Below are 21,123 nucleotides of genomic sequence, written 5' to 3'. Positions count from 1 at the left end.
ACCCCTGCCGATCTCTCAGGGATGTTCCTGATTGCGGACCAAGGTAAAGGACGGGCATCATTTCGCGCGTGAAGTTCGTCGTGAGTCCAAAACGAAGCGCCACACAGGCCATCCAGTGGGCCCTGCCCTACTGGACCAGGGGAAAAGCGGGCAGGCAGACCCCGGAGGACCTGTTCCGGGTGCTCTATTTCGGCTGGCTGGTCGCCTTCTCCTTCAAGGTCCTGGGCGCCTCCTGGGACGTCTCCTGGCACTTCAAGTGGCTCCGTGACGACCTGGCGCCGCCGCACCTGCTCAACAGCGTCGGCACCGCCATCGCGCTCACGCTCACGATCATCCACCTCTACACCGGTTACGGCGTGGACAGGACCGCGCAGCGGCTCATCGGCTGGGGAACCGCGGTCTTCCTCATCGCCGTCCCGCTGGACCTGATCAACCACCGCGTCAACGGGCTCGACATCACCTCGTGGAGTCCGTCGCACATGATGCTCTACATCGGCACGCTGCTGATGGTCTCCGGTGTGACCAGGGGATGGTTCACGGGGGCGCCTCCCGGCCGCACCCGCACACTGGTCCTCGGCGCCCTGGGCGTCTTCCTGCTGGAGAACGTCTGGTTCCCGGCCCAGCACCAGGAGTACGGCGTGTTCGGCATCGCCGCCTGGGACCGGGGCCGGCCCGAGGCCGAACCCATCCTGCTGCAGTTCGCCGCCGACCAGATGGGCCGCGCCATTGACCGGGACATGGTGGTCAAGTTCTCGCTCCCGGTGCCGGACGAGCTCTACCCGGTCTACGGGGTGGCCGCGGCCATGATCGTCCTGGTCGTCGCCCGCGCGATGACGGGACGCGTCCTCACCGCGACCGCCGTCGCCGCCTCCTACGTCGCCTACCGCGCCGTCATCTGGCCGCTGCTCGCCGTGACGGGCTTCCCGCGCTCGGCGGTGCCCGTCTTCCTGATCGCCGGGGCGCTCATGGTCGACCTGGCGTTCCTGATCAGGAACCCGGTGCTGCGGGCGCTGGCCGGATCGCTCGCGGTCACCGTCGTGGTGGGCCAGGCGCTGCGCCTGCAGAGCGCCGCCTACCTCACCCCGCCGCTGGTCTCACCGATGGTCCTGGCGGCGGGCGGGGTCCTGCTGGCGGTGCTCTGGCTGGGCGCCGAGTGGGCGCTGACCCGCTTCAGGCTCCGGGCTCAGGACATGGAGGCCGTGGTCAGGGCGACCGCGAACCCGTAGGCCAGGCCCATCACGGTGAGTTCCGCCGCCGCCCACGCGACGACGGCCGTCCCCTGCCGCGCGGCGATGCGCGGCAGCAGGCGGAACCTGATGTGGGCGGCGAACGGGATCAGCAGCCCCACGCACACGGCCTTGGCGATCACCAGCAGCCCGTAGTGCCCGTCGAGCAGCGCTCCGGGCAGCTCGACCCCCTGGGTCAGGGCCATCGAGGCCAGGCCGTTGACCAGCCCGGAGACGCTCACCAGCACCAGGGCCAGCGTCGCCAGCCTGGAGAACCTGGGCAGGACCCCGGCCAGCAGCTCACGGTCCCGCGCGACCAGCAGCATGATGACCAGCAGCCCGCCGGTCCACGCGGCGGAGCCCATCACGTGCAGCTCCATCGAGATCATGATCGGGTCGTGCCATATCGAGTTCACCGCGTGCCCGGTGACGGGGATCGGCAGCAGCCCGAAGAAGGCGATCACGATCCGCAGCTCGGCGGGCACCTTCTCCCCGAACCGTACGGCCAGCAGCCCGACGCCCGCGTAGGCGAGGGCGCAGGCGGCGCTGAAGAGCATTCCCTGGCCCGCGCCGACCTCGCTGACGTACGCGGCGATCATCGCCGGGGTGGGGACGGTCCCCGGGTTGAGCTGGGCCGTCTGGAAGACGATGACGACCAGCGCCAGCACCGCCCACGCCCAGGCGAACGTCACCGCGGCCGGTCTGGCCCTGCGCATCACCGGTTCGGTGCGCTCGGGGTCGTCGAAACCGAGGATCCTCGGCAGCACGCTGAGCCCGACGACCGCCACCGCCGCCAGGTCGAGCAGCACCCGCAGCACGGGCAGGCCGTACTCGACGACCGGGCCGGGCACGGCGATGCCCGGCACGGCGGCCTCCGCGGTCAGCGTCGTCGCGGCCAGTACGGCCAGCAGCGCGCCGGAGACGAAGCCACCGGCCACCAGCCTCCTGACCGATCCGGCCTCCGAGGAGCGCTCCAGCGTCGCGGTCACCGGGTCTCCTCCCGTCCTCCGCTGCGGCGCATCGCGACGACGGTCGCACCGCCGAGCAGGACGAGGGCGGCCACGATCCACAGCACGGCCATCCCGGCGCCGCCGTTCTGCGCGGCCTCGGCGGCCTGGGCGCTCAGGTCGAGCTCCTGGGCCGGGGCGCCGGAGGCCTCAGGGGCACCTGGGGCGGCCTGCGCGGGGGAGCCGGTGCCGGCCGCGGTCAGGGTGAAGGTCACCTTGTCAGAGACCGGGTGACCGTCAGAGGACAGGATGCGGTAGCCCACCACGTACTGCCCGGCGGGGCCGAGCGGCCTGACCCCGACGCTCACCTTCGCGCCGGAGACGGCGGTCTTGCCCTCCTCCCAGCGGGTCTCGCCGGGACCGGTCACGCTGATCTGCGCGAAGCCCTGCCGTACCGGCTGGTCGAAGGTCAAGGTGATCCGCCCGGGGGCCGTGGCCAGCGAGGCGCCGTCCTCGGGGTCGCTGCCGACCAGGATGTTGTGGGCCCGCGCCGGGGTGACCACGCTCAGGAGCACGGTGCCCGTGAGCAGCAGGACAGTCAGTAGCCGCCTCACCGATCGTGGCCTTCCTGTGGGTTCGTCGTGTTCCGGTAATGCTCCCATCTTGGTGGGCGGGGGCGGGAATCGGCCACGGAACAGCCGCAGGCGGCGGAAAAGACGGGGGCGCCCGGCGATCCGTGGCAGGAATGGATCGCCGGGCGCCGATGGGAGAGGTGGCTAGTTCAGGCGCTGCCAGAGCGCGGGCACGTTCGTGGGCTCCCATCCCACGGCGGAGGTGTGCGCCTGGCGGCACTCGTAGTTGACGCCCGAGAAGGTGACCCGGGTGCCGGAGGAGTAGGACGTCCCCGCCTTCCAGGCCGGGTAGTTCCCGGTCGGGGTGACCGTCGGGGTGACAGTGGGCGTCACGGTGGGCGTCACGGTCGGGGTGACGGTGGGCGTCACGGTCGGGGTGACCGTCGGGGTCACCGTGGGCGTCACCGTCGGGGTGACGGTGGGCGTCACCGTGGGCGTCACGGTCGGGGTGACGGTGGGCGTCACGGTCGGAGTGGGGGTCGCGCAGACGCCGAGGTCGGTCCAGACGGAGTTGGTGCCCGGCTCGTTGTTCTGGGTCCACCACTTGGCCTGCCACAGGTGACCCTTGTGCGAGACCTTGGCGCCGCCGTTGTAGACCTCACCGGCCGACCACGGGGGAGCCGAGCAGTCGCCGCCGGGGCCGCCGCTGCCGGTCGGCGTCGGCGTCGGGTTGACCACCACGCCGCCGCGGGCGTAGTCACCGGTCAGGCCGTAGGTCTTGCCGCCGAAGCTCACGGTGAAGTTGGCCGGGGCCGGGGCGGGAAGGTAGTAGACGTAGTCCATGCTCAGCGACGCGCCGGGCGCCAGCGACTCGTTGGCCTTCAGCTTGAAGGAGATCCGGTTGAAGTCGCCCTTCAGGCCGCCGATGTTGTTGCCGCCGCCGTGTTCGCTGCTGATCACGGTCAGGCCGTAGCCGGACTGGTCCTTGGCCGTCTTCGGAGCGGAGCTGGCGTAGTCCCACTGGAACTCGGCGCCGCCGGGGATCGTGGTCTTGGAGTTGTTGGTGACCTTCAGCTTGCCGGTGATCGGGTAGTTGCTGTCACCGGAGGGGAACCCGCTGATGTCCACGCTCACGTCGAGCTTCTCGTTGGGGATGCTGACCTTCGCCCGGGTCGCGCCGTACGGCGTGGCCGTCTTGAAGGCGTCGTAGACCTGGCTGGTGAGCGTGTTGCCCATGAACCACTCGCTCTTGGCGGAGTCCCAGGCGTAGTCGCCGGCCAGCTCCCAGATCATCAGGCCGCCGATGCCCTTGTCCTTGACGTAGTTGGCCTTGACGCCGATGGACTGGTCGTCCTCCATGGACAGGAAGACCTTCTTGCTGTCGTTCCACAGCCAGGGCGCGACCAGGGTCGGGTTGTAGTTGCGGGTGTAGGTGCCGGTCAGCTTGTCGTCGGCCTTGTTGGGGTCGAGACCGTAGGCGGGGCCGTACGATCCGGCGCGGCCGTCCAGCAGGTTCTTGGCGTGCCAGAGCGGGTTGCCGCCGCCGCCGACCTCGCTGTTGTTCTCCAGGTCGTGCCAGAGGTTGTCGATGCCGCGCGCGCCGTCACCACAGGTGGTCAGGCCGATCGGGCAGCCGCTGGTGCTCTTGGAGATGCCCCACAGGCCGTTGGTGCCGCCGGTGACGTTGCGCCATCCCCGGGTGTAGTACGGCACGCCGATGTTGATCCGGCCCGCCTGCATCGCACCGCGGAAGTAGTGGTAGGCCCAGTCGGTGTTGAGGTAGCCGATGCCGCCGTACGCCTCGGTGTTGTAGACGTTCCACTTGGCCAGCTCGGCGTCCTTGCCGTCGTCGTAGAGGGCCGCGTTCGGGCCGACGAACTCGTTCCAGGCGCCGTGCAGGTCGTAGGACATGATGTTGACGTAGTCCAGGTACTGGGTGACCTGGAAGGTCTCCATGCCGCGCAGCAGGTAGCCGGAGGAGGGCGCGGCGACCGAGAGCAGGTAGTACTTGCCGTCGGCGGCCGAGGCCGCGTTGAGCTTGTCACGCAGCGTCTTCATCAGCACCGCGTAGTTCTTCATCAGCGAGGCGCGGCGGGCGTTGCCGACCTGCCAGTCGAGCGGGTTGCCCGCGTCCTTCATCGACGTCGGGTACTCGTAGTCGATGTCGACGCCGTTGAAGCCGTACTTCCTGATGAAGGCGACCGAGGAGTCGGCGAAGGCGTTGATCCCGGCCGTGTTGGCCGAGCCGTCGGCGTTGGTGGTCATCGTGTAGAAGCCACCCGACGGCTTGCGCTCGCCCGTGTCGTCGATGTACCCGCCGGTCTCCGCCCAGCCGCCGACGCTGATCAGCGTTTTGACGTTCGGGTTGGCCTTCTTGTACTTGTTCAGCAGGTTGAAGTGCCCCTTGTAGGGCAGCGCCGGGTCCATGGTGTCGATCCCCGGCCACTCCATGCCGGTGGAGGGGTTGTCGGCCCCGTCGCCGCCGACCGAGATCTTGTTGTCCGCGCCAACGTGCGCGAACGCGTAGTTGATGTGGGTGACCTTGTCCCAGGGGATGTTCTTGGCCAGGTAGGACGGCTGGCCGTTCTTGCCGGTCCGCCAGCTCGTGAAGTAGCCGATGATGCGGCGCGGGTGGTCCGCGCCCATCTTCTCCCGGCCCGACTCGTCGTAGACCTGGCAGTAGGGCACGTCGAGGCCCGGGGTGGTGTAGAGACCGTCGGGGCGGCACGACGTGTCGTCGGCCGCGGCGGTGGCCGTGCCTGCGAGCGCGCAGGCGATCAGGGCGAACGACGCACCGGCCGCCGCGAGGCCCGCGCGTAAGCGTGAGGACATGGGAGAGCTACCTCCGAATGAGGAAACACAGCAGTTACCCCAACCCCGAGGCCCCCCACGGGTTGTTGATTTTGGAAACTATGCGCTCCCACCAGGTCCGTCAATGCTTTCTTTTAAGAAAGTTTCCTGATAGTTAGTTGGGGGTGGCTCTGCTGGGCCACGACGGGCCACGGCCTGTCCCCCGTGACCGCGCCGTCCAACGACCCCGGACCCGTGCGGTGCGCCGGGACGGCCCGTGCCCGTGTCCAGTGGATTCGCGTTCCGGGAAACCCCCGGCGACTCCGGCGGCCCTCCGGCTCGGTACCCCCGTGACCGGACGGGCCGCGTTCAACGTTCTCCGCGCCGAGGGGCGGCCGAGGGGCGGTCGGGGGTTGAGGGGTGACAGGACCCTTACTCCGGGGTGAGGTCATTCACTCAACGTGGTATTCGGGCCACTCCACCACGGACTACGCGTCCCTCCGGTAGCTGGGCGTAATGGAATGCTGCTGGCATGGCAGCGGTCTCCGCTCCCCGCCCCCTCATGGGAGCCGTGCTTCTGTTGTTCGTCAGCGCCGCCTGGGGGTCGGCCTTCCCGCTGATGAAGGACCTCATGGCCCGCGTACCCGTCGCGGACCTGCTCACCGAGCGCTACGCCGTCGCCGCGATCGCCCTGCTCGCCCTGCGGCCACGCTGCCTGCGCGGCCTGCCGGAGAAGACCTGGCTGACCGGCGTCCTGCTCGGCCTGATGTTCGGCGTGGGCCAGACGGCGCAGGCGATCGCGCTGCACGACCTGCCCTCGTCGGTCTCCGGGTTCACCGTCGGCTCCTACGTGGTGATCACCCCGGTCCTCGGGCTGATCCTGCTCGGCGCGGAGGTCCCCTTCCGCACCTGGGTCGCGGTCGCGCTGGCCACCGCCGCGATGACGATCTTCACCCTGCTCAGGGGGGCGGAGGGCGGGTCGGTACCGCTGCTCGCCCTGGCCGTCACGCTGCTGTCGGCCGTGCTGTACGCGGGACACACCCTCGTGCTCGGCGACTTCGAGGGCGCCGGACGCGACGCCTACGCCCTCGCGGTGATCCAGCTCGGCGTCATCGCGCTCATGACCGGGGTGCTGGCCGTGCCCGACGGCCTCACCCTGCCCCGGACCGCCGCCGACTGGGCCGCCATGGCCCACCTGTCGGTCGTGGCCTGCGCCCTGGGGTTCCTGGCGCGCTCCTTCGGCCAGGCCCACGTGCCCGCCGCCCCCGCCGCGGTGATCCTGTCCGCCCAGCCCCTCTGGGTCACCGCCCTGGCCATCACCCTGTACGGCGAACGCCTCACCTGGACCGTCCTGGTCGGCGGCGGCCTGATCGCCCTGGCCATGCTCCTGGTCCTGGTGCCCCGCCGGGCCCGTTAACGGCTGAGGGGAAGGCGCAGGACGAACCGGGCACCCCGCTCGCTCTCCTCGATCACCAGGGTTCCGCCGTGCGCCTCGGCGACCTCCCTGGCGATGGGCAGCCCCAGCCCGGTGCCCCCGGCGTCCCTGTTACGTGAGGCGTCGAGCCGGGCGAAGCGGCGGAAGACCACCTCCCACTGGTCACGGGCGATCCCCGCGCCGTCGTCGAGCACCTCGAGCACGGCCGTGTCCCCCCGGGCGGCCACGGTCACCGTGACCCGCGAGGTCGCGTGCCGTTCCGCGTTGTCCAGCAGGTTCGTCAGCAGCCGCACCAGCCGCAGGCGGCTGCCCTGCACCACGACGCCGGGCTCCGCGCGGCAGTTCATCTCGACACCGCGTCTGCGGCGGGTCATCTCCTCCCGGCACAGCTCGCCCAGGTCGACCGGCTGGCGGGCCATGGGCGCGCCGGAGTCGAGCCTGGCCAGCATCAGCAGGTCGGAGACGATGGCCTGGAGCCGGTCCAGGCTGGCGAGCATCTCCCCGGCCTTGGCCTTCCAGTCGGTGTCCTCCGGGTAGTGCAGCGCCTCCTCCACCTGCGCCCGCATCGCGGTCAGCGGGCTGCGCAGGTCGTGCGAGGCGTCCGAGGCGAACCTGCGCTGCTGCTCGGCCGCCGCCTCAAGCCGGTCGAGCGTCTGGTTGATCGTGATGGCCAGCTGTTTGATCTCCCCCGAGTCGGACGGGACGGGCACCCGGCGGCCGAGGTCGGTCGCGGTGATCTCCGCCAGTTCGCCTCTGATCGAGTCCACCGGGGCCAGCGCCCTGTTGACCGTCTGGTAGGCGCCGACCCCGGCCAGCAGCACCAGCGTCACGCTGACGCCGACGATGCCGGCGAACAGGCCGGGATGGACGTACCAGGGAACGACGTCGTCGGCGGCGTAGATGATCCAGTCGCCGCCCGCCTGGTGGACCCGGAAGGCCACGACGACCATGCACCTGCCGGGGAACTCGGGGCTGTCGCACACCTGCCTGTCCGCGCTGACCTCTCCCGGCGGGGGGACGAAGTCCGCCATCCGCGGCTTTCCGTGCAGGTTGGGCGTCGAGGACAGGACCTGGCCCGACGGGTCGAGCACCTGGACGCCGTCCAGGGTCCCCTGGGGCAGCCCGGCGGGTAACTGCTCCCGGACGGTCAGGTTGATGGTCTCCAGGGCGGCGTTGGCGATCTCCTGGGCCCGGAAACTGCCCGCCAGGCCGTACAGGGAGAAGGTGGCGACCAGGGCGAGGGTGAGGCCGGACAGGGCGGCCACGGTGACGGCGATCAGCGTCAACCGGGTCCGCACCGACCAGGCGCCCTTGGTGACCACGCCAGCTTCCCCCGAGGTCCGACGATCTTCCTAGGCGGACTAATTGCCATTTCCTGGCCATTCATGGCCAAGGAGGGGCAAAGTTCCGAACCCCTTCCATTGCGGAGTGTTGGTCCGCGCGGAGGGCCGTGGGGGACGGCCCGGCACGGCGGCCCGGGGGTCGCGGGCCCGTCAGACGGTCTCGTTCTTCAGCACGGAAGTGATCAGCCCGGCCAGCAGCCTCGTCCGCGCGGGCATCTCCCCGACGATCACGTGCTCGTGCGGCGCGTGCGCGCCGCCGCCGACCGCGCCGAGCCCGTCGAGCGTCGGGCAGCCGACCCCGGCGGTGAAGTTGCCGTCCGAGGCGCCGCCGACCGCGGCCCCGCGCAGCGGCTCCATGCCGAGATCCGCGGCGATCGCGCAGGCCAGCTCGAACAGCCGCGCCGAGGACGTCTCCTCAAGCGGAGGACGGTTCGGCCCCCCGCTCACCTCGATCCGCGCCCCGGGAACCCGGGGGAGCAGCTCACGGACCAGCCGGTCGATCCGGTCCTGCTCGGCGACGCTCGGCACCCGCACGTCCACGGAGACCCCCGCGGTCGCGGGCACCGTGTTGACCGTGGTCCCGCCGGACAGCACGGTCGGGGTCACCGTCGTCGGCCCCTCGCCCATCGTGCTGAGCGCCAGGATCTGGTGGGCCAGCTCGATCCCGGCGTTGACCCCCTTCTCCGGTTCGAGACCCGCGTGGGCGGCCCTGCCGTGCACGGTGATCCGGTAGTCGGAGGTGCCCTTGCGCGCGGTCTTGAGCGCGCCGCCGTCCGCGCTCGCCTCAAGGACGAAGGTCGCGGCGCACCCGCGCGCCGACTCCTCGATCAGCTCGCGCGAGGTCTGCGAACCGACCTCCTCGTCCCCGGTCACCAGCACGCACACCCCCTCGGGCGAGGGCAGGGAGGCCAGGGCGTGGAAGGTCTGCACCAGCCCGGCCTTCATGTCGAAGACACCGGGACCCCGGGCGATCCCGTCGTCGAGCGACCACGGGTGCTCACGCAGCGTGCCGATCGGCCAGACGGTGTCGTGGTGGCCGACCAGCAGGACCCTGGGCGTGCCGAAGGTCCAGCGCAGGTGGGGGACACCGCCGATCACGATCGTCTCGGGGCGCGCGCCGAGCCTTCTGAACCCCTGGTCCGCGACCACGGCGGCACTGCGGGCCAGCGCCTCGTGGTCGGCGGAGAAGGATTCACAGACGACGAGTTCCTCCAGGTCGTCGAGCATCAGATCGAGGTTCATGCGGGCCTTCCCAGTTCGGAGCGGAACAACCGCAGGACATTGTCGCCGAGGATCTTGACGATCTCTTCGTCCGAGAATCCATGTTTGAGCAGGGTTTCTGTCACCAGAGGCAAACCGGAGGGTCCGGCCAGGCCGGGGATGGCGGCTGTGGCGTCGAGTCCGTCGGGGGCGGTGTCCTCGCAGCAGGGTGGGGTGGTGTCGTGGATGACTTCGCGGACGAAGTCGGGGCCGAGGCCGACGTGGTCGATGCCGGCGATGGCGGCGATGTGGGCGATGTGGTCGATGAGGCGGTCGAGGGTGTGGTGTTCGGGGGTGTCGGCGAGGAAGGGGGCGAAGAAGTTGACGCAGATGACGCCGCCGGTGGCGGCGATGGCGCGGAGTTGGTCGTCGGTGAGGTTGCGGTGGTGGTCGCGCAGGGCGCGGGCGCTGGAGTGGGTGGCGATGAGGGGCCGGGTGGCCAGTTCCAGGACGTGGGAGAGGCCGGTGGCGCTGAGGTGGGAGACGTCGAAGAGGATGCCGAGGCGTTCCATCTCGTGGAGGGTTTCGATGCCGGCGGTGGTGAGGCGGCCGGCGGTGGCGTCTTCGCCGCTGCCGTCGGCCAGGGGGGTGCGGCCCCAGTGGGCGATGGAGGCGATGCGGACGCCGAGGCGGTGCAGGGTGGGCAGGAGTTCGGTGTTGGTGTCGAGGCCGGGGGCGCTTTCGAGGGCGAGGACGAGGGCGATCTTGTTTTCGGCGAGGGTGTGGTCGATGTGTTGTCCGGTGAGGCAGAGGCGGACGTGGTCGGGGTTGCCCTCGGCGAGGGTGTGGGCGCATTCGATCATGCGGAGGGTTTCGCGCAGGGCGCCTTCGGGGCGGTGGCGGTCGTCGATGAAGACGGGCAGGACCTGGATGTTCACGCCGCCTTCGTGGAGTTGGGGCAGCCATCGGTCGCGGAAGAAGGAGGCCCATCGGTGGGGCGGCCGCGCGGTGACCGCCATCAGCAGGTCGTTGTGGGTGTCGGCGACCACGGAGTCACGGTGGAGATCGGCGGACAAGGGCGGGGTCCTTCCTCGCGGGGCCTCACAGGGATCTTGTCCGCCCGACGCTATCGGCGGCACCGGTCCGCTGTCCCGCGAGAGCCGTACGCGGAGGCCGGTGTGGATCACCGGTGGCGGGCGGGCCGGTAGTCTGCGCACGTGCCTACCCTTGCCGACACGGTCGGAGAGCTCGAATCGATCTATGACCCAGCCTGGGCGGAGTCGTGGGACGCCGTCGGCCTCGTCTGCGGGGACCCGGCCGCGGAGGTGCGCAGAATCCTGTTCGCGGTCGACCCGACGGCGGCCGTCGCCGCGGAGGCCGTCGAGTGGGGCGCGGACCTGATCGTCACCCACCACCCCCTCTACCTGAGAGGGGTCACCGGCGTCGCCGCCACGACCTACAAGGGCCGTCTGGTCCACACGCTGATCAAGAACGACGTCGCCCTCTTCACCGCCCACACCAACGCCGACGTGGCCGATCCCGGCGTCTCCGACGCCCTGGCCCGCGCCGTCGGGCTGACCGGGCCGCTCACCCCCCTGCTGCCCTCGGCGGGCGACCCAAGGCGCGGCCTCGGCCGCGTCGGCACGCTGCCCGCCCCCCTCTCCCTGCGGGAGTTCGCCAGGAGGGCCGCCGAAGGTCTCCCCGGTACGGCGGGCGGGCTGCGGGTCGCGGGAGACCTCGACCGGGAGATCAGCCGCGTCGCGGTCAGCGGAGGATCGGGCGACTCCCTGCTCGGTACGGCCCGCGCCGCCGGAGTCGACGTGTTCCTCACCGCGGACCTGCGCCACCACCCGGCCAGCGAGTTCGTCGAGGAACCCGGAGGACCCGCCCTGATCGACGCCGCCCACTGGGCCACCGAGTGGCCCTGGCTGACCGACGCGGCGCACCGTCTGACGTCAGCCTTGGCCGCGCGGGGGATTACTGTTGAGACGCGCGTCTCCGAGACGGTCACGGACGCCTGGAAGACAACAGCAGAGTGCGAGGAATTGAAGTGAAAGCAGCCCCGGCAGCCCAGAAGCGCCTGCTCGACCTGGCCGAACTCGACTCCGTCGTCGACCGGCTGGCCCATCGCCGCCGTACCCTGCCGGAACTGGCCGAGATCGACGAGCTGTCCACCCGGGTGGCCAGGCTCGCCACCCAGGTGATCGCCGCCGAGACCGAGGCGGGCGACCTGGCCCGTGAGCAGTCGAAGGCCGAGACCGACGTCGACGCCGTCCGGGTCCGCGCGGAACGCGACCAGAAGCGCCTCGACTCGGGCCAGGTCTCCTCGCCGAAGGACCTGGCCAGCCTCCAGTCCGAGATCGCCTCCCTGCACCGCCGCCAGAGCGACCTTGAGGAGGTCGTCCTGGAGATCATGGAGCGCCGCGAGGCGGCCGACGCCCAGGTCACGAAGCTCTCCGCCGAGCGCGACGAGCTCGCCGCCGCACGCGACGGCGCCCAGGACCGCAGGGACGCGGCCTTCGCCGAGATCGACAAGGAGGCCGCGGAGGTCAGGGGCAAGCGCACCGCGGTCGCCTCCGACATCCCGGCCGACCTGCTCGCCCTCTACGACAAGCTCCGCGAGCAGTTCGGGATCGGCGCCGCGATGCTGCAGGGCACCCGCTGCCTCGGCTGCCGCACCAGCCTGTCCATCGCCGAGATCAACCGGATCAAGGCCACCTCCCACGACGAGGTCGTCCGCTGTGAGGAGTGCCGCAGGATCCTCGTCCGTACCCCGGAGTCGGGCCTGTGACCTCTTTCGTCGTCGAGGCGGACGGCGGGTCGCGGGGTAACCCGGGACCGGCGGGCTACGGCGCCGTCGTCAAGGACGCCGCCGACGGCCAGATCCTGGTCGAGGTCGCCGACCCCATCGGCACCCAGACCAACAACGTCGCCGAGTACCGCGGGCTGATCGCGGGGCTGAAGGCGCTGCTCGACCTCGCGGGCGACGGCGCCTCCGTCGAGGTGCGGATGGACTCCAAGCTGGTCATCGAGCAGATGGCGGGCCGCTGGAAGATCAAGAACGAGGGGCTGCGTCCCCTCGCGACGGAGGCCGCCTCCCTGGCCCGCCGCCTCAGGGTCACCTGGCGGTGGATTCCCCGGGAGAGGAACAAGGACGCCGACCGCCTCGCCAACGAGGCCATGGACGCCGCCGCCAAGGGGGTCCCCTGGCGCTCGTCCGTCTCGGCCCCCGCCGCCTCCTCCGCCTCCTCCTCGGCACAGGGCTCCCTCTTCGACACCGCCGACCCTGCCCCAGCCCCGGTCGTGGAGGCGGTGGCCGTACCGACCACCCCCGCGACCGTGGGCACCGGCTGGCGTCCGCCTACCACCACGGCGACCACGCTGCTGCTGCTCAGGCACGGTGAGACCCCCATGTCCGTCGAACGCAGGTTCTCCGGACTCGGCGACCCCGAGCTCACCCCGAACGGCCTCGCCCAGGCGGAGGCCGCCGCGGCCAGGCTGACGCGGGAGCCGTACGACGTGCAGGTGGTCGTCAGCTCCCCGCTCAGGCGAGCTCTCGTCACCGCCGAGGCCGTGGCCGCCAGGCTCGGCCTCGACGTCGTCGTCGAACCCGACCTCAGGGAGACCGACTTCGGCGCCTGGGAGGGCCACACGTTCACCGAGATCCAGCGGCACTGGCCGGACGAACTGGCCACATGGCTGGCGGACCCGTCCGCCGCGCCGCCGGGTGGGGAGAGTTTTGGGGATGCGGCGCGGCGGGTCCAGGTGATCGGGGACCGGCTGGTCGAACGCTACGAGGGAAGGACGGTCCTGGCCGTCTCCCACGTCACGCCGATCAAGATGCTGGTACGGTCCGCGCTGCTCGCTCCCCTCGCCGCGCTGTACCGCATGCACCTCGACCTGGCCGCACTGTCCCTGATCGAGTACTACGCCGACGGGCCCGCCGTGGTGAAGGCGTTCAACGACACCTCGCACCTGCGCTGACCACGCCCCTCCCCGGGCGGTACGGCCGGGCGGCCCCGTCGGCGGCCTCCGGTCGCCCGGTTGCCTGGTCACATCTCACCCGCTCCCACTTGTCGCCCGGTTGGAGACCACTTGGGAACGATGGGCTCCGGGACACCGATAGGCTTTGAAGTACGGCGGACGAGCCGGCCGGGCGGCCGCGTCGGGTCTGTGAGGACCCGCCGAGGAAGGTCCGGGCTCCACAGGGCAGGGTGGTCGGTAACGCCGACCCGGGGTGACCCGCGGGACAGTGCCACAGAAAACAAACCGCCCCCTTCGCGGGGGTAAGGGTGAAACGGTGGTGTAAGAGACCACCAGCGCCCACGGTGACGTGGGCGGCTAGGTAAACCCCACCCGGAGCAAGGTCAAGAAGGGACGCTCTCCGGAGCGTTCCGCGCGCGACGTCTGAGGGCTGCCCGCCCGAGCCGCGCGGGTAGACCGCTTGAGGCCGACGGCAACGCCGGTCCTAGATGGATGGTCGCCCCTTCACCCAGTGAAGGACAAAACCCGGCCTACAGGCCGACTCGTCCGCCTTCTCTGCCTCTGACCTGCGGTGAAGCCGCCTGGCTCAGGCGGTGCTCGATGCTTCTCGGGTCGAGGCTCACCGTGACCAGGACGAGGGGAAACAGCGCGCTCGCCCGCGCACGTGGCAGCCGGTGACCCGGCGGGCCAGGGCCGCCGCCCGGCTCGGAGGCGCCTCGCCGAGTCGCATGCGCCGGTCTTCCTGGCGCATGCCGACCAGGACGACGACGTAGCCGACGAACACCGCCGCGCTCAGTACCAGGCCGATGATCAGCGGGATCATGGTCGCGGTCACGTCCAGATCACCCCCCGCCTCGGCGGTGCCGTACGGGTGCGCCGCACCTGACCGCGCCGCCGGTCGGCCGTCCTGCGCCGGTCCGTCTGACGGCGGGTCCACCGCTCCCGCGCCAGGCACTTACGGCAGACGAACCGTCCCTCCTCCAGAACCGCGCCGCATCCGCAGGCGGGCGTCTCGTCGATCGGCCGGATGTGGTTGATCACTGTTGTCTCTCCTCTCGTCGCCACCGGTGCTGCCGTGCGGTATCGAGGGTGCGACGAGGAGGGAGGACGTGATCACTACAGGACGGGACATGTACAGGACGTCCGGTCTACGATTGCCCCGTCCCTGGACGTCCCCGCTGACAGGCAGGTGAGATGGCGAACGAGCGGTTGCGCACGGCGTTACTCGAACGGGGAACCACCATCGTGGAGGTGGCCGAGGCCATCGAGGTCGACGCCAAGACCGTGGAACGATGGATCACCCAGGGCCGTGTACCGTACCGAAAGCACAGATTCGCGCTCGCCAAACTCCTCGGGGTCGAGGAGGCCTATCTGTGGCCGGACGCGCTGACTCCCAAACAGGCCGCCGCGGTCTCCGGAAGCGAACTCGTCACCGTCTACCCGCACCGCTGGGCCGTACCAAAGGAGACCTGGGAACGCCTGTTCTCCGCGGCCCAGAGGGAGATCGGCGTACTGGTCTACAGCGGGATCTTCATCGCCCAGGACACCGGCATCATGCGCACCTTCGCCAAGAAGGCCGAGGCCGGTGTGCGTGTCCGCATCCTGCTGGGCAACCCGGACGCGCTCGAAGCCGCCCCGCATGGCGCGGACGAAGGCCTCGGTGACGGCATGGCCGCGCAGACCCGGATGGCCCTGACGCTCTACCGGCCGTTACAGCAGGTCGAGGGCATCGAGATCCGGTTGCATCACACCATCCTGTACAACTCCATCTACCGCGGGGACGATCAGCTTCTCGTCAACACCCATGTCTACGGCAAGTTCGCCACCGACGCCCCGGTCATGCACCTGCGCAAGGTAGCGGGCGGGGACATGGTCTCGACCTATACCGACAGCTTCGAAGCCGTCTGGGCCGGAGCCACCCCCGTAGGATCGTGACCCATGACGGCCCCGTCCCCAGTCGTCAACGGCGTGGGCGACATCCTGATGCCCCGCCGTACCGGCAACGGAAACTGGGCCTGGGGGAGTCCCTGCCGCGTGGGGAGATCGGCTTCCTGATCACGGACCGGTCGATGCGGCTGCGGCTCGCTCACCTCCTCGACGGCGCCGGGCCGTACATCGGGTAGGAAAACCGGTTGGCCGGGCCTGGCCGGTGTCCATAAGGTGCGCTCGATGACCCTGTTCACGCACCTTTCCCCAGCCGATGACATCCGTTCGATCCGGCGGGCCGGTATTCGCGCCCGCAGCCGCGACCACGACGGCCGGGCCGGGGTGTTCTGCCTGCCGGTCATGCCCTCCTACCAGCTCACCCACCAGTGGGGCCGGGAACTGCACCGCCGCGGCGGGCGGCGCACGATGGTCGCCGTGGACTTCCGGCTGCCCGACGACGAACCGGTCCTGGTCGGCCGCTACGACCACCGGCACGTCGAACGCACCGGCGCCGAGGCCGCCGCCCTGATCGCCGGATGCGAGGACGCCCGGGGGTATGAGGTGTTCGTTCCCCGCGCGATCGGCGCCAAGGAAATTCACCAGGTACGCGGGGTCAACCGGGTCACCGGCTGGCGGTACATGCCCAACGCCCACGGCAGGTTCCCGTGCCCGTGCTGTCTGGAACGTGGAGAGTACGGCAGCGCGAAGATCCGCAGGAAGGCCGAGAGCCGCGGCTACTGACCGCTGTGCCCCAGCGCGGCCTGTACGGCGTCCACGGCCGCGACGATGCACGGCGTGTCCTTGGTAATCGACCGGCAGGCCGTCCGGGCCGGTGGTCATGTCGCGGTAGGTCAGCGTCTCGACCGACTCGGGGCGTTCCTCGGCGAAATCGGTGCCCAGCGTGTCGAACCTGGCCCGTGGATTCGCCCGCACTGATCAGCAGCCGATGTCCGGTTCAAGCGACTAATTCTGAAATGCCCTCAATTGCGAGAATGGCGGTAATTGCCTTGCTAGGGGGACAGGCGGAGAAGCGTAGCGAAAAGTACACAAAGGCAGAAATGGTTCTTGCGTTGCTCTCCGGCTCTCCGGTAATAGTCGGTCGTGATTGCCTTCAGCAGATACCGGGCGAGTGACCTAGTAGGTACTGGGGCTTTCGCTTCGGTCTGGCGAGCATACGATGATCAGTTGGCCGCGCCGGTCGCGATCAAGGTGCTCGCCGAGCACTGGGCGCGGCGTCCGGGCGTCCGGGAACGTTTCCTGCAAGAAGCGCGCCTGCTGCGCCAGGCAGCCTCGCCGCACGTCGTGCAGGTGTACGACCTCGGCGAGGCGGACGGCCGGCCGTACTTCGTGATGGCCTTCGCCGACCAGGGAACCTTGCAGGACCTGCTGGATCAGGGGCCACCTCCACTGTCCGAGGCGATCGACCTGATGCGACAGATCTGCGCGGGCGTCGCCGATCTGCATCGGCTCGGCGTGATCCACCGGGATCTGAAACCGGCCAACATCCTGATCTGCGGCACCCCGGAAGGCGGACGGCGACTGCTCGTCGCCGATCTCGGCCTGGCCAAGGCCGCCGCCGATCCGACCGGGCTGACCATCGCGGGCACACCCGGCTACATGGCTCCCGAGCAGCGGCAGCCCGGCGGCTCCATCGATGAGCGCACCGACGTGCACGCGCTCGGCGCGATCGTCTTCCACCTGCTCACCGGCCAGGTGCCGGCACCCGACGCGCATTCGCCGCGCCGACTCAGGCCGGAGGTGCCGGCGGCCGTCGACGAGGTGGTCGTCCGCGCGCTCGACCCGGTACGTGAGCGTCGCTGGGATTCGGTGGAGGCGTTCGAGCGGGCACTGGTCGCCGCTGCCGCCGGTGGCGGAGCCGGACGTGTGTGGCGTCTTCGGCGGCTGCTCCGACGACTGCCCCGGGTGTGGGTGTACGGCATGGCCGGGCTCTGCGCCGGCACCGGCGTCGCGGCGGCGCTGCTCATCCCCGACTCCCCGAAGCTGGAGGGCACCGACGTCCCCGCCGAGTACCGTGGGCTGATCGTCGAGGCCGGGACGTGGTGCAATCTGGAGGGCCTGAGCCCCGCACTGATCGCCGCCATGCTGAAAGCGGAGAGCGGATTCGACCCCAAGCTGGTGGACACCCCGAAGGACGAGTACGGCATCGCCCGCTGGACCCCCCGAGTCCTGCAGTGGTACCTGTCCCCGGGCATGGACGCCAAGCAGGCGGCTCTCGACCCGAAGATCGCGATCCCGAAGATGGGCGAACTGATGTGCCGGTACGGGCCCCAGGTGGCCGACGTGCCCGGCGATCCCGCACTGAAACTCGCCGCCGTCTACCGGACGAGCTCAGATTCAGTGCGGGAAGCCGGCGGGATAAAACCCTCCTTGAGGCCCTACACCGACAGAGTACGTGCCTTCTTGGCCGACTACGGGTCCTGATCGGAACGGCAGTCGGCCAGCTCCCGCGAGGCTTAACCCAGGTACAGCTTCACCGAGTTGATCTGGTCGAAGTTGCGAGTCCTGTAGGTGTACATGTCGATGGGATCGCTGACGCAGTTGCCCCCGTTGTACTGGTAGCACTCCGTGGCCAGCGCCGGCCGGCCCCCGTCGGCGACCTGGTTGTTGAACAGGATGCGGCTACCGTAGACGTTGGAAAGGTTGTGCGCGCCGTAGCTCCAGAACATCTTGTCGACGCCGCTCTCCCAGGTCGACCCCTTGTAGAGGCAGACCGCGCCGACCGGACAGCCGGCCCAGGGCCCCTGCTGGACCGAGACGCTGCTGGTCCGCACGGCCCCGTCCCTGGCAGGACCGGTGTCGGCGCTGGCGGAGGTGCTGAACGCGGCCAGTGCGACGGCCGCCATGACGGTGACTGTACCGATCTTGAACATGTCATTCCTTTCGGGTGGTCGCTGTGACTGTCACAGCATCCGCCCGGACGGGACGCCCGGACTATCCGGCAGCTGCCAGGGTCACCCGAGCAGTTCCAGGTGCTTGGCGTTGACCAGGTCGTAGCGCAGGGCGGTCGCGATCAGGGCGGCCCGCTGCCAGTCGGCTCGCCCTTCGCCGGAGCTGTCCTTGATCCGGAGCTTGCGCGAGGCCAGGTACTCGATCTGGAAGGCGATGGCCTTGCGGCTCAGTCCGTACTTCTTGAGCCGTTCCTGGATCTGCGGCGTGCTGGGGGTGACCGTGGAGGCGGGGTCGAGCAGACGCGGCTCACAGAGGGCGACGAGCACCAGGAAGTACTTGGCGGTACGGTCGAGCGGGTACGCCAGAAGGGTCTCCGCGCCCGTCTCGACGAGGTCGGGATCGGTGAAGGCCTGGCAGGGCGCGAACACCAGCAGCGCCTCCTGAGCTCCGGGCACCAGAATTCTGGCGAACTCGAAGCACACCGGGGCGTCCATCCGGCCCGGGGGGACCTTGATGAACTCTCCGCCCCCCTCGGGGTTCTCGACGACGTATGTCACCCGGCCGCTCAGGTTCGTGAGGACCCAGTGGTCGCCGGTGGCACGCAGCTGCCCGGCCCGGCGTGAGACGGCCGGATCGCCGAGGACGATGTCGGAGGTGTCGGCCCTGCCGAAGACGAGCGATTCCCCCGGTTCCAGCTCCCAGCTCCGGTCGTCCCCTTCGATCTGAACGATGATCGATTTCATAATCGCCACCGTAATCCGTACCGAGGTCGCGGCCTGAGGTTTCACCGGAGTCCCGGTCGGCGGGAGCGGAGGCGACAGCACGTACGGGCCGAGAACAGCAGGTGGGGTCAGCGGCGCCAGGGACCCGGCTGGATGAGGCCCGACTCGCAGGCACAGATGACCACCTGGAGCCGGTCGCGCAACCCGAGGCGTCCGCCCTTCCCTACGGATCGGAAGGTGCCCGGCTGGTGTGCTGTTCGTCCCGGCTCCGGATTTCGGTGCACCGAGGGAGGTCCTCGATGCCTCCGCCTTCGGGGATCATGCCCCACAGGAAGGGGATCAGGTACTGAGGCGGTTCGCCTAGAAGTGCGGCCAGTTCGTCCTCGGCGATGGTGAGGGTGAACGCCGAGCCTGGTCGCCCGGGGTTCCATCCCTGTTCGATGGCTCGCCGGACGCATCCGGCGACGAGGGCGGGGCGGACCGCGATCGTCCGTTCTCCGAGCCAGTTGTCCGGCCGAGCGCAGGGAAGCGACACCACAAGAACACATCCCGGCTCCGCGGCCCGCTCAACGGTGACGGTGAGGGGACTCCAGCCGTTGCCCTGGTGGTAGGTGGGCTTGTGCCGGATCCGCCAACGGAAGGCGGTGCCGTCGACGCCGATGAGCCGTGAGCCCTTCCTGGGCATCGTCACGGGCGCCTCCAAGCTTCTGCCCTGTTCCGTCGCTGTTGCGTGGGAGCACCGAAAACAGCGGGAAGTGTCGTGAGACGCCCGCAATCGTAATCCCTCTTGTCCGCCTTTCCGGCCTGGTCCGGTATGGGGCGTCCGCAGGGCAGGGTCCGGAGATCATGGAGACGCCCGTCCGTCCCGCTTGGTTCACGAGACCAACCAGTTTGGTCGAAACGGGACCGGGAGCCGTCCCGTCACGTCAGGGTGGCCTGGAACGGCCGGCGTCGGCCGCTGCCGGGATCGAATGCGGGTTCGATGAGGTCGACGTGCTTCGGTCTTGGTGGACTCTGCCGGGGAAACTGTCCTCTTCCGGCCATCCGCTTTTTCGGAAGGCGCCGGTTGGCGCTGCTTTCCCTTGAACCTCAGAAGAAAGTCGGAAAATGGAGCAGTGGGTCATGAAAGACGAATTCTTCCCGCCCGGTTCTGTTTCCCATGATGACCCTGCGGTCGAACGGGCCATGGAGACGATTGATGTGCTTCGGCCCTCCGAACAGAGAGAACTTCTGCGCAGTTCCTGCCGGGCGGCACTGGCCTTTGAGCGGACCATGAACATTGACCATCTGACGGATTTCGCAAAGAATCTGCTCGCGACCGTTCATTTGCGCGGCATCCCCGCCTATGCGGAAGCGCTGGAAAACGCCCCCAGGGGTCCTCGCGGATCGGGCGAGGCGCTGGACGTCGAAGAGGTGCTGAACCGACTCATGGAGTGACCATGGCGGAGCTCCGGCTCCAAGCGGGAAGCGAAGAAATACTTGCGCGGTGGTGGGAATCGGCCAAGCCCAAGGAGGGTGATCAGCAGCTTGTCTGCGAGGTTCTGCGAACGATCGCCGACGGGACCTGGCGCAGCAGGTGGCATCCGCCCGAGGATCTGGCAAATGATCAACCCGTTCTCCCCGTCAGGGCGTTCCGGCCTCGGGACAGCTTGGTGGTGTTGGTCCGCTTCTGGCCGGCGGAGGATCCGCCAGAATTCGAACTGATCAACATCTTCGACGAAGACGACCTACCGGATGAGGATTGACGGTCCGGGGAATTCGCGGCGGACGTGCGATGGCGGGTACGGCCTCGCCCCCGACGTCGGCTCCTTGTGAAGTGCCGGATTCCCGTTCTTCCGGAGCATGCGCGGAACGAGCAGGAGACGTTGATCGCTCCGCCCGCCGTACCGCCAGGTGGGGCGGCGGCAGCACCGAATGGCGATCGCTTTCTTGAAGTTCCGACGGAAAACGCGTAGGCGTAACCCGGCCAGGCGGGCGATCGAGTTTTTCGCCGTCGGCCGTGTAGATCACTCAGGCCCGCAGGAGGGAACAAGGCCTGGCCGCCCGGGTGCGCTCCCTCAGATGTAAA

General features: G+C 69.5%; 21 protein-coding genes and 1 other RNA gene. 11 read left to right on the top strand and 11 right to left on the bottom strand.

Going from position 1 to position 21,123, the window contains the following annotated elements:
* The first annotated feature begins 68 nt into the window (after nt 1-68).
* A complete protein-coding gene (locus ABZ470_RS14825; protein WP_352016436.1) occupies nt 69-1,226 on the top strand; it encodes a hypothetical protein in 1,158 nt (385 codons plus the stop codon).
* Here ABZ470_RS14825 and ABZ470_RS14820 read toward each other — a convergent pair.
* The 3 genes from ABZ470_RS14820 to ABZ470_RS14810 form a co-directional block, all read right to left on the bottom strand.
* Complete coding sequence (locus ABZ470_RS14820; protein ID WP_362911671.1) at nt 1,184-2,215, bottom strand: CopD family protein; 1,032 nt, start codon at nt 2,213-2,215, stop codon at nt 1,184-1,186. The two genes, ABZ470_RS14825 and ABZ470_RS14820, sit on opposite strands and share 43 nt — an antisense overlap.
* A complete protein-coding gene (locus tag ABZ470_RS14815; protein ID WP_352016434.1) occupies nt 2,212-2,787 on the bottom strand; it encodes a copper resistance CopC family protein in 576 nt (191 codons plus the stop codon). Before ABZ470_RS14815 ends, ABZ470_RS14820 begins: the two co-directional genes overlap by 4 nt.
* Nucleotides 2,788-2,949: 162 nt before the next feature.
* Entirely contained in the window at nt 2,950-5,577 is a 2,628-nt protein-coding gene (locus ABZ470_RS14810; RefSeq protein ID WP_362911670.1) for a glycosyl hydrolase family 18 protein, read from the bottom strand.
* 490 nt (nt 5,578-6,067) lie between these two features.
* Between ABZ470_RS14810 and ABZ470_RS14805 the strand changes: the two genes are divergently transcribed.
* Complete coding sequence (locus ABZ470_RS14805) at nt 6,068-6,952, top strand: DMT family transporter (RefSeq protein WP_352016432.1); 885 nt, start codon at nt 6,068-6,070, stop codon at nt 6,950-6,952.
* Here ABZ470_RS14805 and ABZ470_RS14800 read toward each other — a convergent pair.
* The 3 genes from ABZ470_RS14800 to ABZ470_RS14790 all read right to left on the bottom strand — a co-directional run bounded on the left by ABZ470_RS14800 (nt 6,949) and on the right by ABZ470_RS14790 (nt 10,589).
* On the bottom strand, nt 6,949-8,292 hold the full coding sequence (locus ABZ470_RS14800; RefSeq protein ID WP_362911669.1) for a HAMP domain-containing sensor histidine kinase: 1,344 nt from the start codon (nt 8,290-8,292) through the stop codon (nt 6,949-6,951). The genes ABZ470_RS14805 and ABZ470_RS14800 overlap by 4 nt on opposite strands.
* Before the next feature lie 171 nt (nt 8,293-8,463).
* A complete protein-coding gene (locus ABZ470_RS14795; RefSeq protein WP_352016430.1) occupies nt 8,464-9,555 on the bottom strand; it encodes a M20 family metallopeptidase in 1,092 nt (363 codons plus the stop codon).
* Nucleotides 9,552-10,589 carry a membrane dipeptidase gene (locus tag ABZ470_RS14790; protein ID WP_362911668.1) on the bottom strand — a complete coding sequence of 346 codons (1,038 nt, stop codon included), beginning with the start codon at nt 10,587-10,589 and terminating at the stop codon, nt 9,552-9,554. The genes ABZ470_RS14795 and ABZ470_RS14790 overlap by 4 nt, the downstream gene beginning before the upstream one ends.
* Nucleotides 10,590-10,730: 141 nt before the next feature.
* On the opposite strand from ABZ470_RS14790, the gene ABZ470_RS14785 reads away from it, so the two are divergent.
* The 4 genes from ABZ470_RS14785 to rnpB all read left to right on the top strand — a co-directional run bounded on the left by ABZ470_RS14785 (nt 10,731) and on the right by rnpB (nt 14,046).
* Nucleotides 10,731-11,567, top strand: a complete 837-nt coding sequence (locus ABZ470_RS14785; protein ID WP_352016207.1) for a Nif3-like dinuclear metal center hexameric protein — start codon at nt 10,731-10,733, stop codon at nt 11,565-11,567.
* Complete coding sequence (locus ABZ470_RS14780; RefSeq protein WP_352016206.1) at nt 11,564-12,304, top strand: C4-type zinc ribbon domain-containing protein; 741 nt, start codon at nt 11,564-11,566, stop codon at nt 12,302-12,304. The genes ABZ470_RS14785 and ABZ470_RS14780 overlap by 4 nt, the downstream gene beginning before the upstream one ends.
* Nucleotides 12,301-13,497, top strand: coding sequence for a bifunctional RNase H/acid phosphatase (locus ABZ470_RS14775; protein WP_362911667.1), 1,197 nt, complete (start codon nt 12,301-12,303; stop codon nt 13,495-13,497). Before ABZ470_RS14780 ends, ABZ470_RS14775 begins: the two co-directional genes overlap by 4 nt.
* 160 nt (nt 13,498-13,657) lie before the next feature.
* Nucleotides 13,658-14,046: RNase P RNA component class A (gene rnpB, locus ABZ470_RS14770), an RNA gene on the top strand.
* 70 nt (nt 14,047-14,116) lie between these two features.
* Here the strand turns inward: rnpB and ABZ470_RS14765 are convergent.
* Both ABZ470_RS14765 and ABZ470_RS14760 read right to left on the bottom strand, forming a co-directional pair.
* Complete coding sequence (locus ABZ470_RS14765) at nt 14,117-14,332, bottom strand: hypothetical protein (RefSeq protein WP_362911666.1); 216 nt, start codon at nt 14,330-14,332, stop codon at nt 14,117-14,119.
* Nucleotides 14,329-14,538: a hypothetical protein gene (locus tag ABZ470_RS14760; RefSeq protein ID WP_362911665.1), complete on the bottom strand. Its 210-nt coding sequence runs from the start codon at nt 14,536-14,538 to the stop codon at nt 14,329-14,331. Before ABZ470_RS14760 ends, ABZ470_RS14765 begins: the two co-directional genes overlap by 4 nt.
* A 153-nt stretch (nt 14,539-14,691) precedes the next feature.
* Between ABZ470_RS14760 and ABZ470_RS14755 the strand changes: the two genes are divergently transcribed.
* The 3 genes from ABZ470_RS14755 to ABZ470_RS14745 all read left to right on the top strand — a co-directional run bounded on the left by ABZ470_RS14755 (nt 14,692) and on the right by ABZ470_RS14745 (nt 17,865).
* Nucleotides 14,692-15,432: an XRE family transcriptional regulator gene (locus ABZ470_RS14755; protein WP_362911664.1), complete on the top strand. Its 741-nt coding sequence runs from the start codon at nt 14,692-14,694 to the stop codon at nt 15,430-15,432.
* Nucleotides 15,433-15,666: 234 nt separating this feature from the next.
* Nucleotides 15,667-16,164 carry a hypothetical protein gene (locus ABZ470_RS14750; RefSeq protein WP_362911663.1) on the top strand — a complete coding sequence of 166 codons (498 nt, stop codon included), beginning with the start codon at nt 15,667-15,669 and terminating at the stop codon, nt 16,162-16,164.
* Nucleotides 16,165-16,524: 360 nt separating this feature from the next.
* The gene (locus ABZ470_RS14745; RefSeq protein ID WP_362911662.1) at nt 16,525-17,865 is read left to right on the top strand and encodes a serine/threonine-protein kinase; all 1,341 of its coding nucleotides are present in this window, start codon (nt 16,525-16,527) and stop codon (nt 17,863-17,865) included.
* A 32-nt stretch (nt 17,866-17,897) separates the two neighbouring features.
* Here ABZ470_RS14745 and ABZ470_RS14740 read toward each other — a convergent pair whose 3' ends face one another.
* From ABZ470_RS14740 to ABZ470_RS14730, 3 genes are all read right to left on the bottom strand, one after another.
* Nucleotides 17,898-18,314, bottom strand: a complete 417-nt coding sequence (locus ABZ470_RS14740) for a hypothetical protein (protein ID WP_362911661.1) — start codon at nt 18,312-18,314, stop codon at nt 17,898-17,900.
* Between the two features lie 81 nt (nt 18,315-18,395).
* Complete coding sequence (locus tag ABZ470_RS14735; RefSeq protein ID WP_362911660.1) at nt 18,396-19,076, bottom strand: FHA domain-containing protein; 681 nt, start codon at nt 19,074-19,076, stop codon at nt 18,396-18,398.
* Between the two features lie 202 nt (nt 19,077-19,278).
* Nucleotides 19,279-19,746: a hypothetical protein gene (locus ABZ470_RS14730; protein WP_362911659.1), complete on the bottom strand. Its 468-nt coding sequence runs from the start codon at nt 19,744-19,746 to the stop codon at nt 19,279-19,281.
* Nucleotides 19,747-20,162: 416 nt separating this feature from the next.
* Between ABZ470_RS14730 and ABZ470_RS14725 the strand changes: the two genes are divergently transcribed.
* Both ABZ470_RS14725 and ABZ470_RS14720 read left to right on the top strand, forming a co-directional pair.
* Complete coding sequence (locus ABZ470_RS14725) at nt 20,163-20,492, top strand: hypothetical protein (protein WP_362911658.1); 330 nt, start codon at nt 20,163-20,165, stop codon at nt 20,490-20,492.
* Between the two features lie 2 nt (nt 20,493-20,494).
* On the top strand, nt 20,495-20,800 hold the full coding sequence (locus ABZ470_RS14720; protein ID WP_352016194.1) for a hypothetical protein: 306 nt from the start codon (nt 20,495-20,497) through the stop codon (nt 20,798-20,800).
* The last annotated feature ends 323 nt before the right edge of the window (nt 20,801-21,123 follow it).

The organism is Streptosporangium sp. NPDC020072 (assembly GCF_040631445.1).
Classification (GTDB): Bacteria; Actinomycetota; Actinomycetes; order Streptosporangiales; family Streptosporangiaceae; genus Streptosporangium.
Note: the sequence above shows the minus strand (reverse complement) of the source record. Positions and strands in the feature narration are given on the sequence as shown.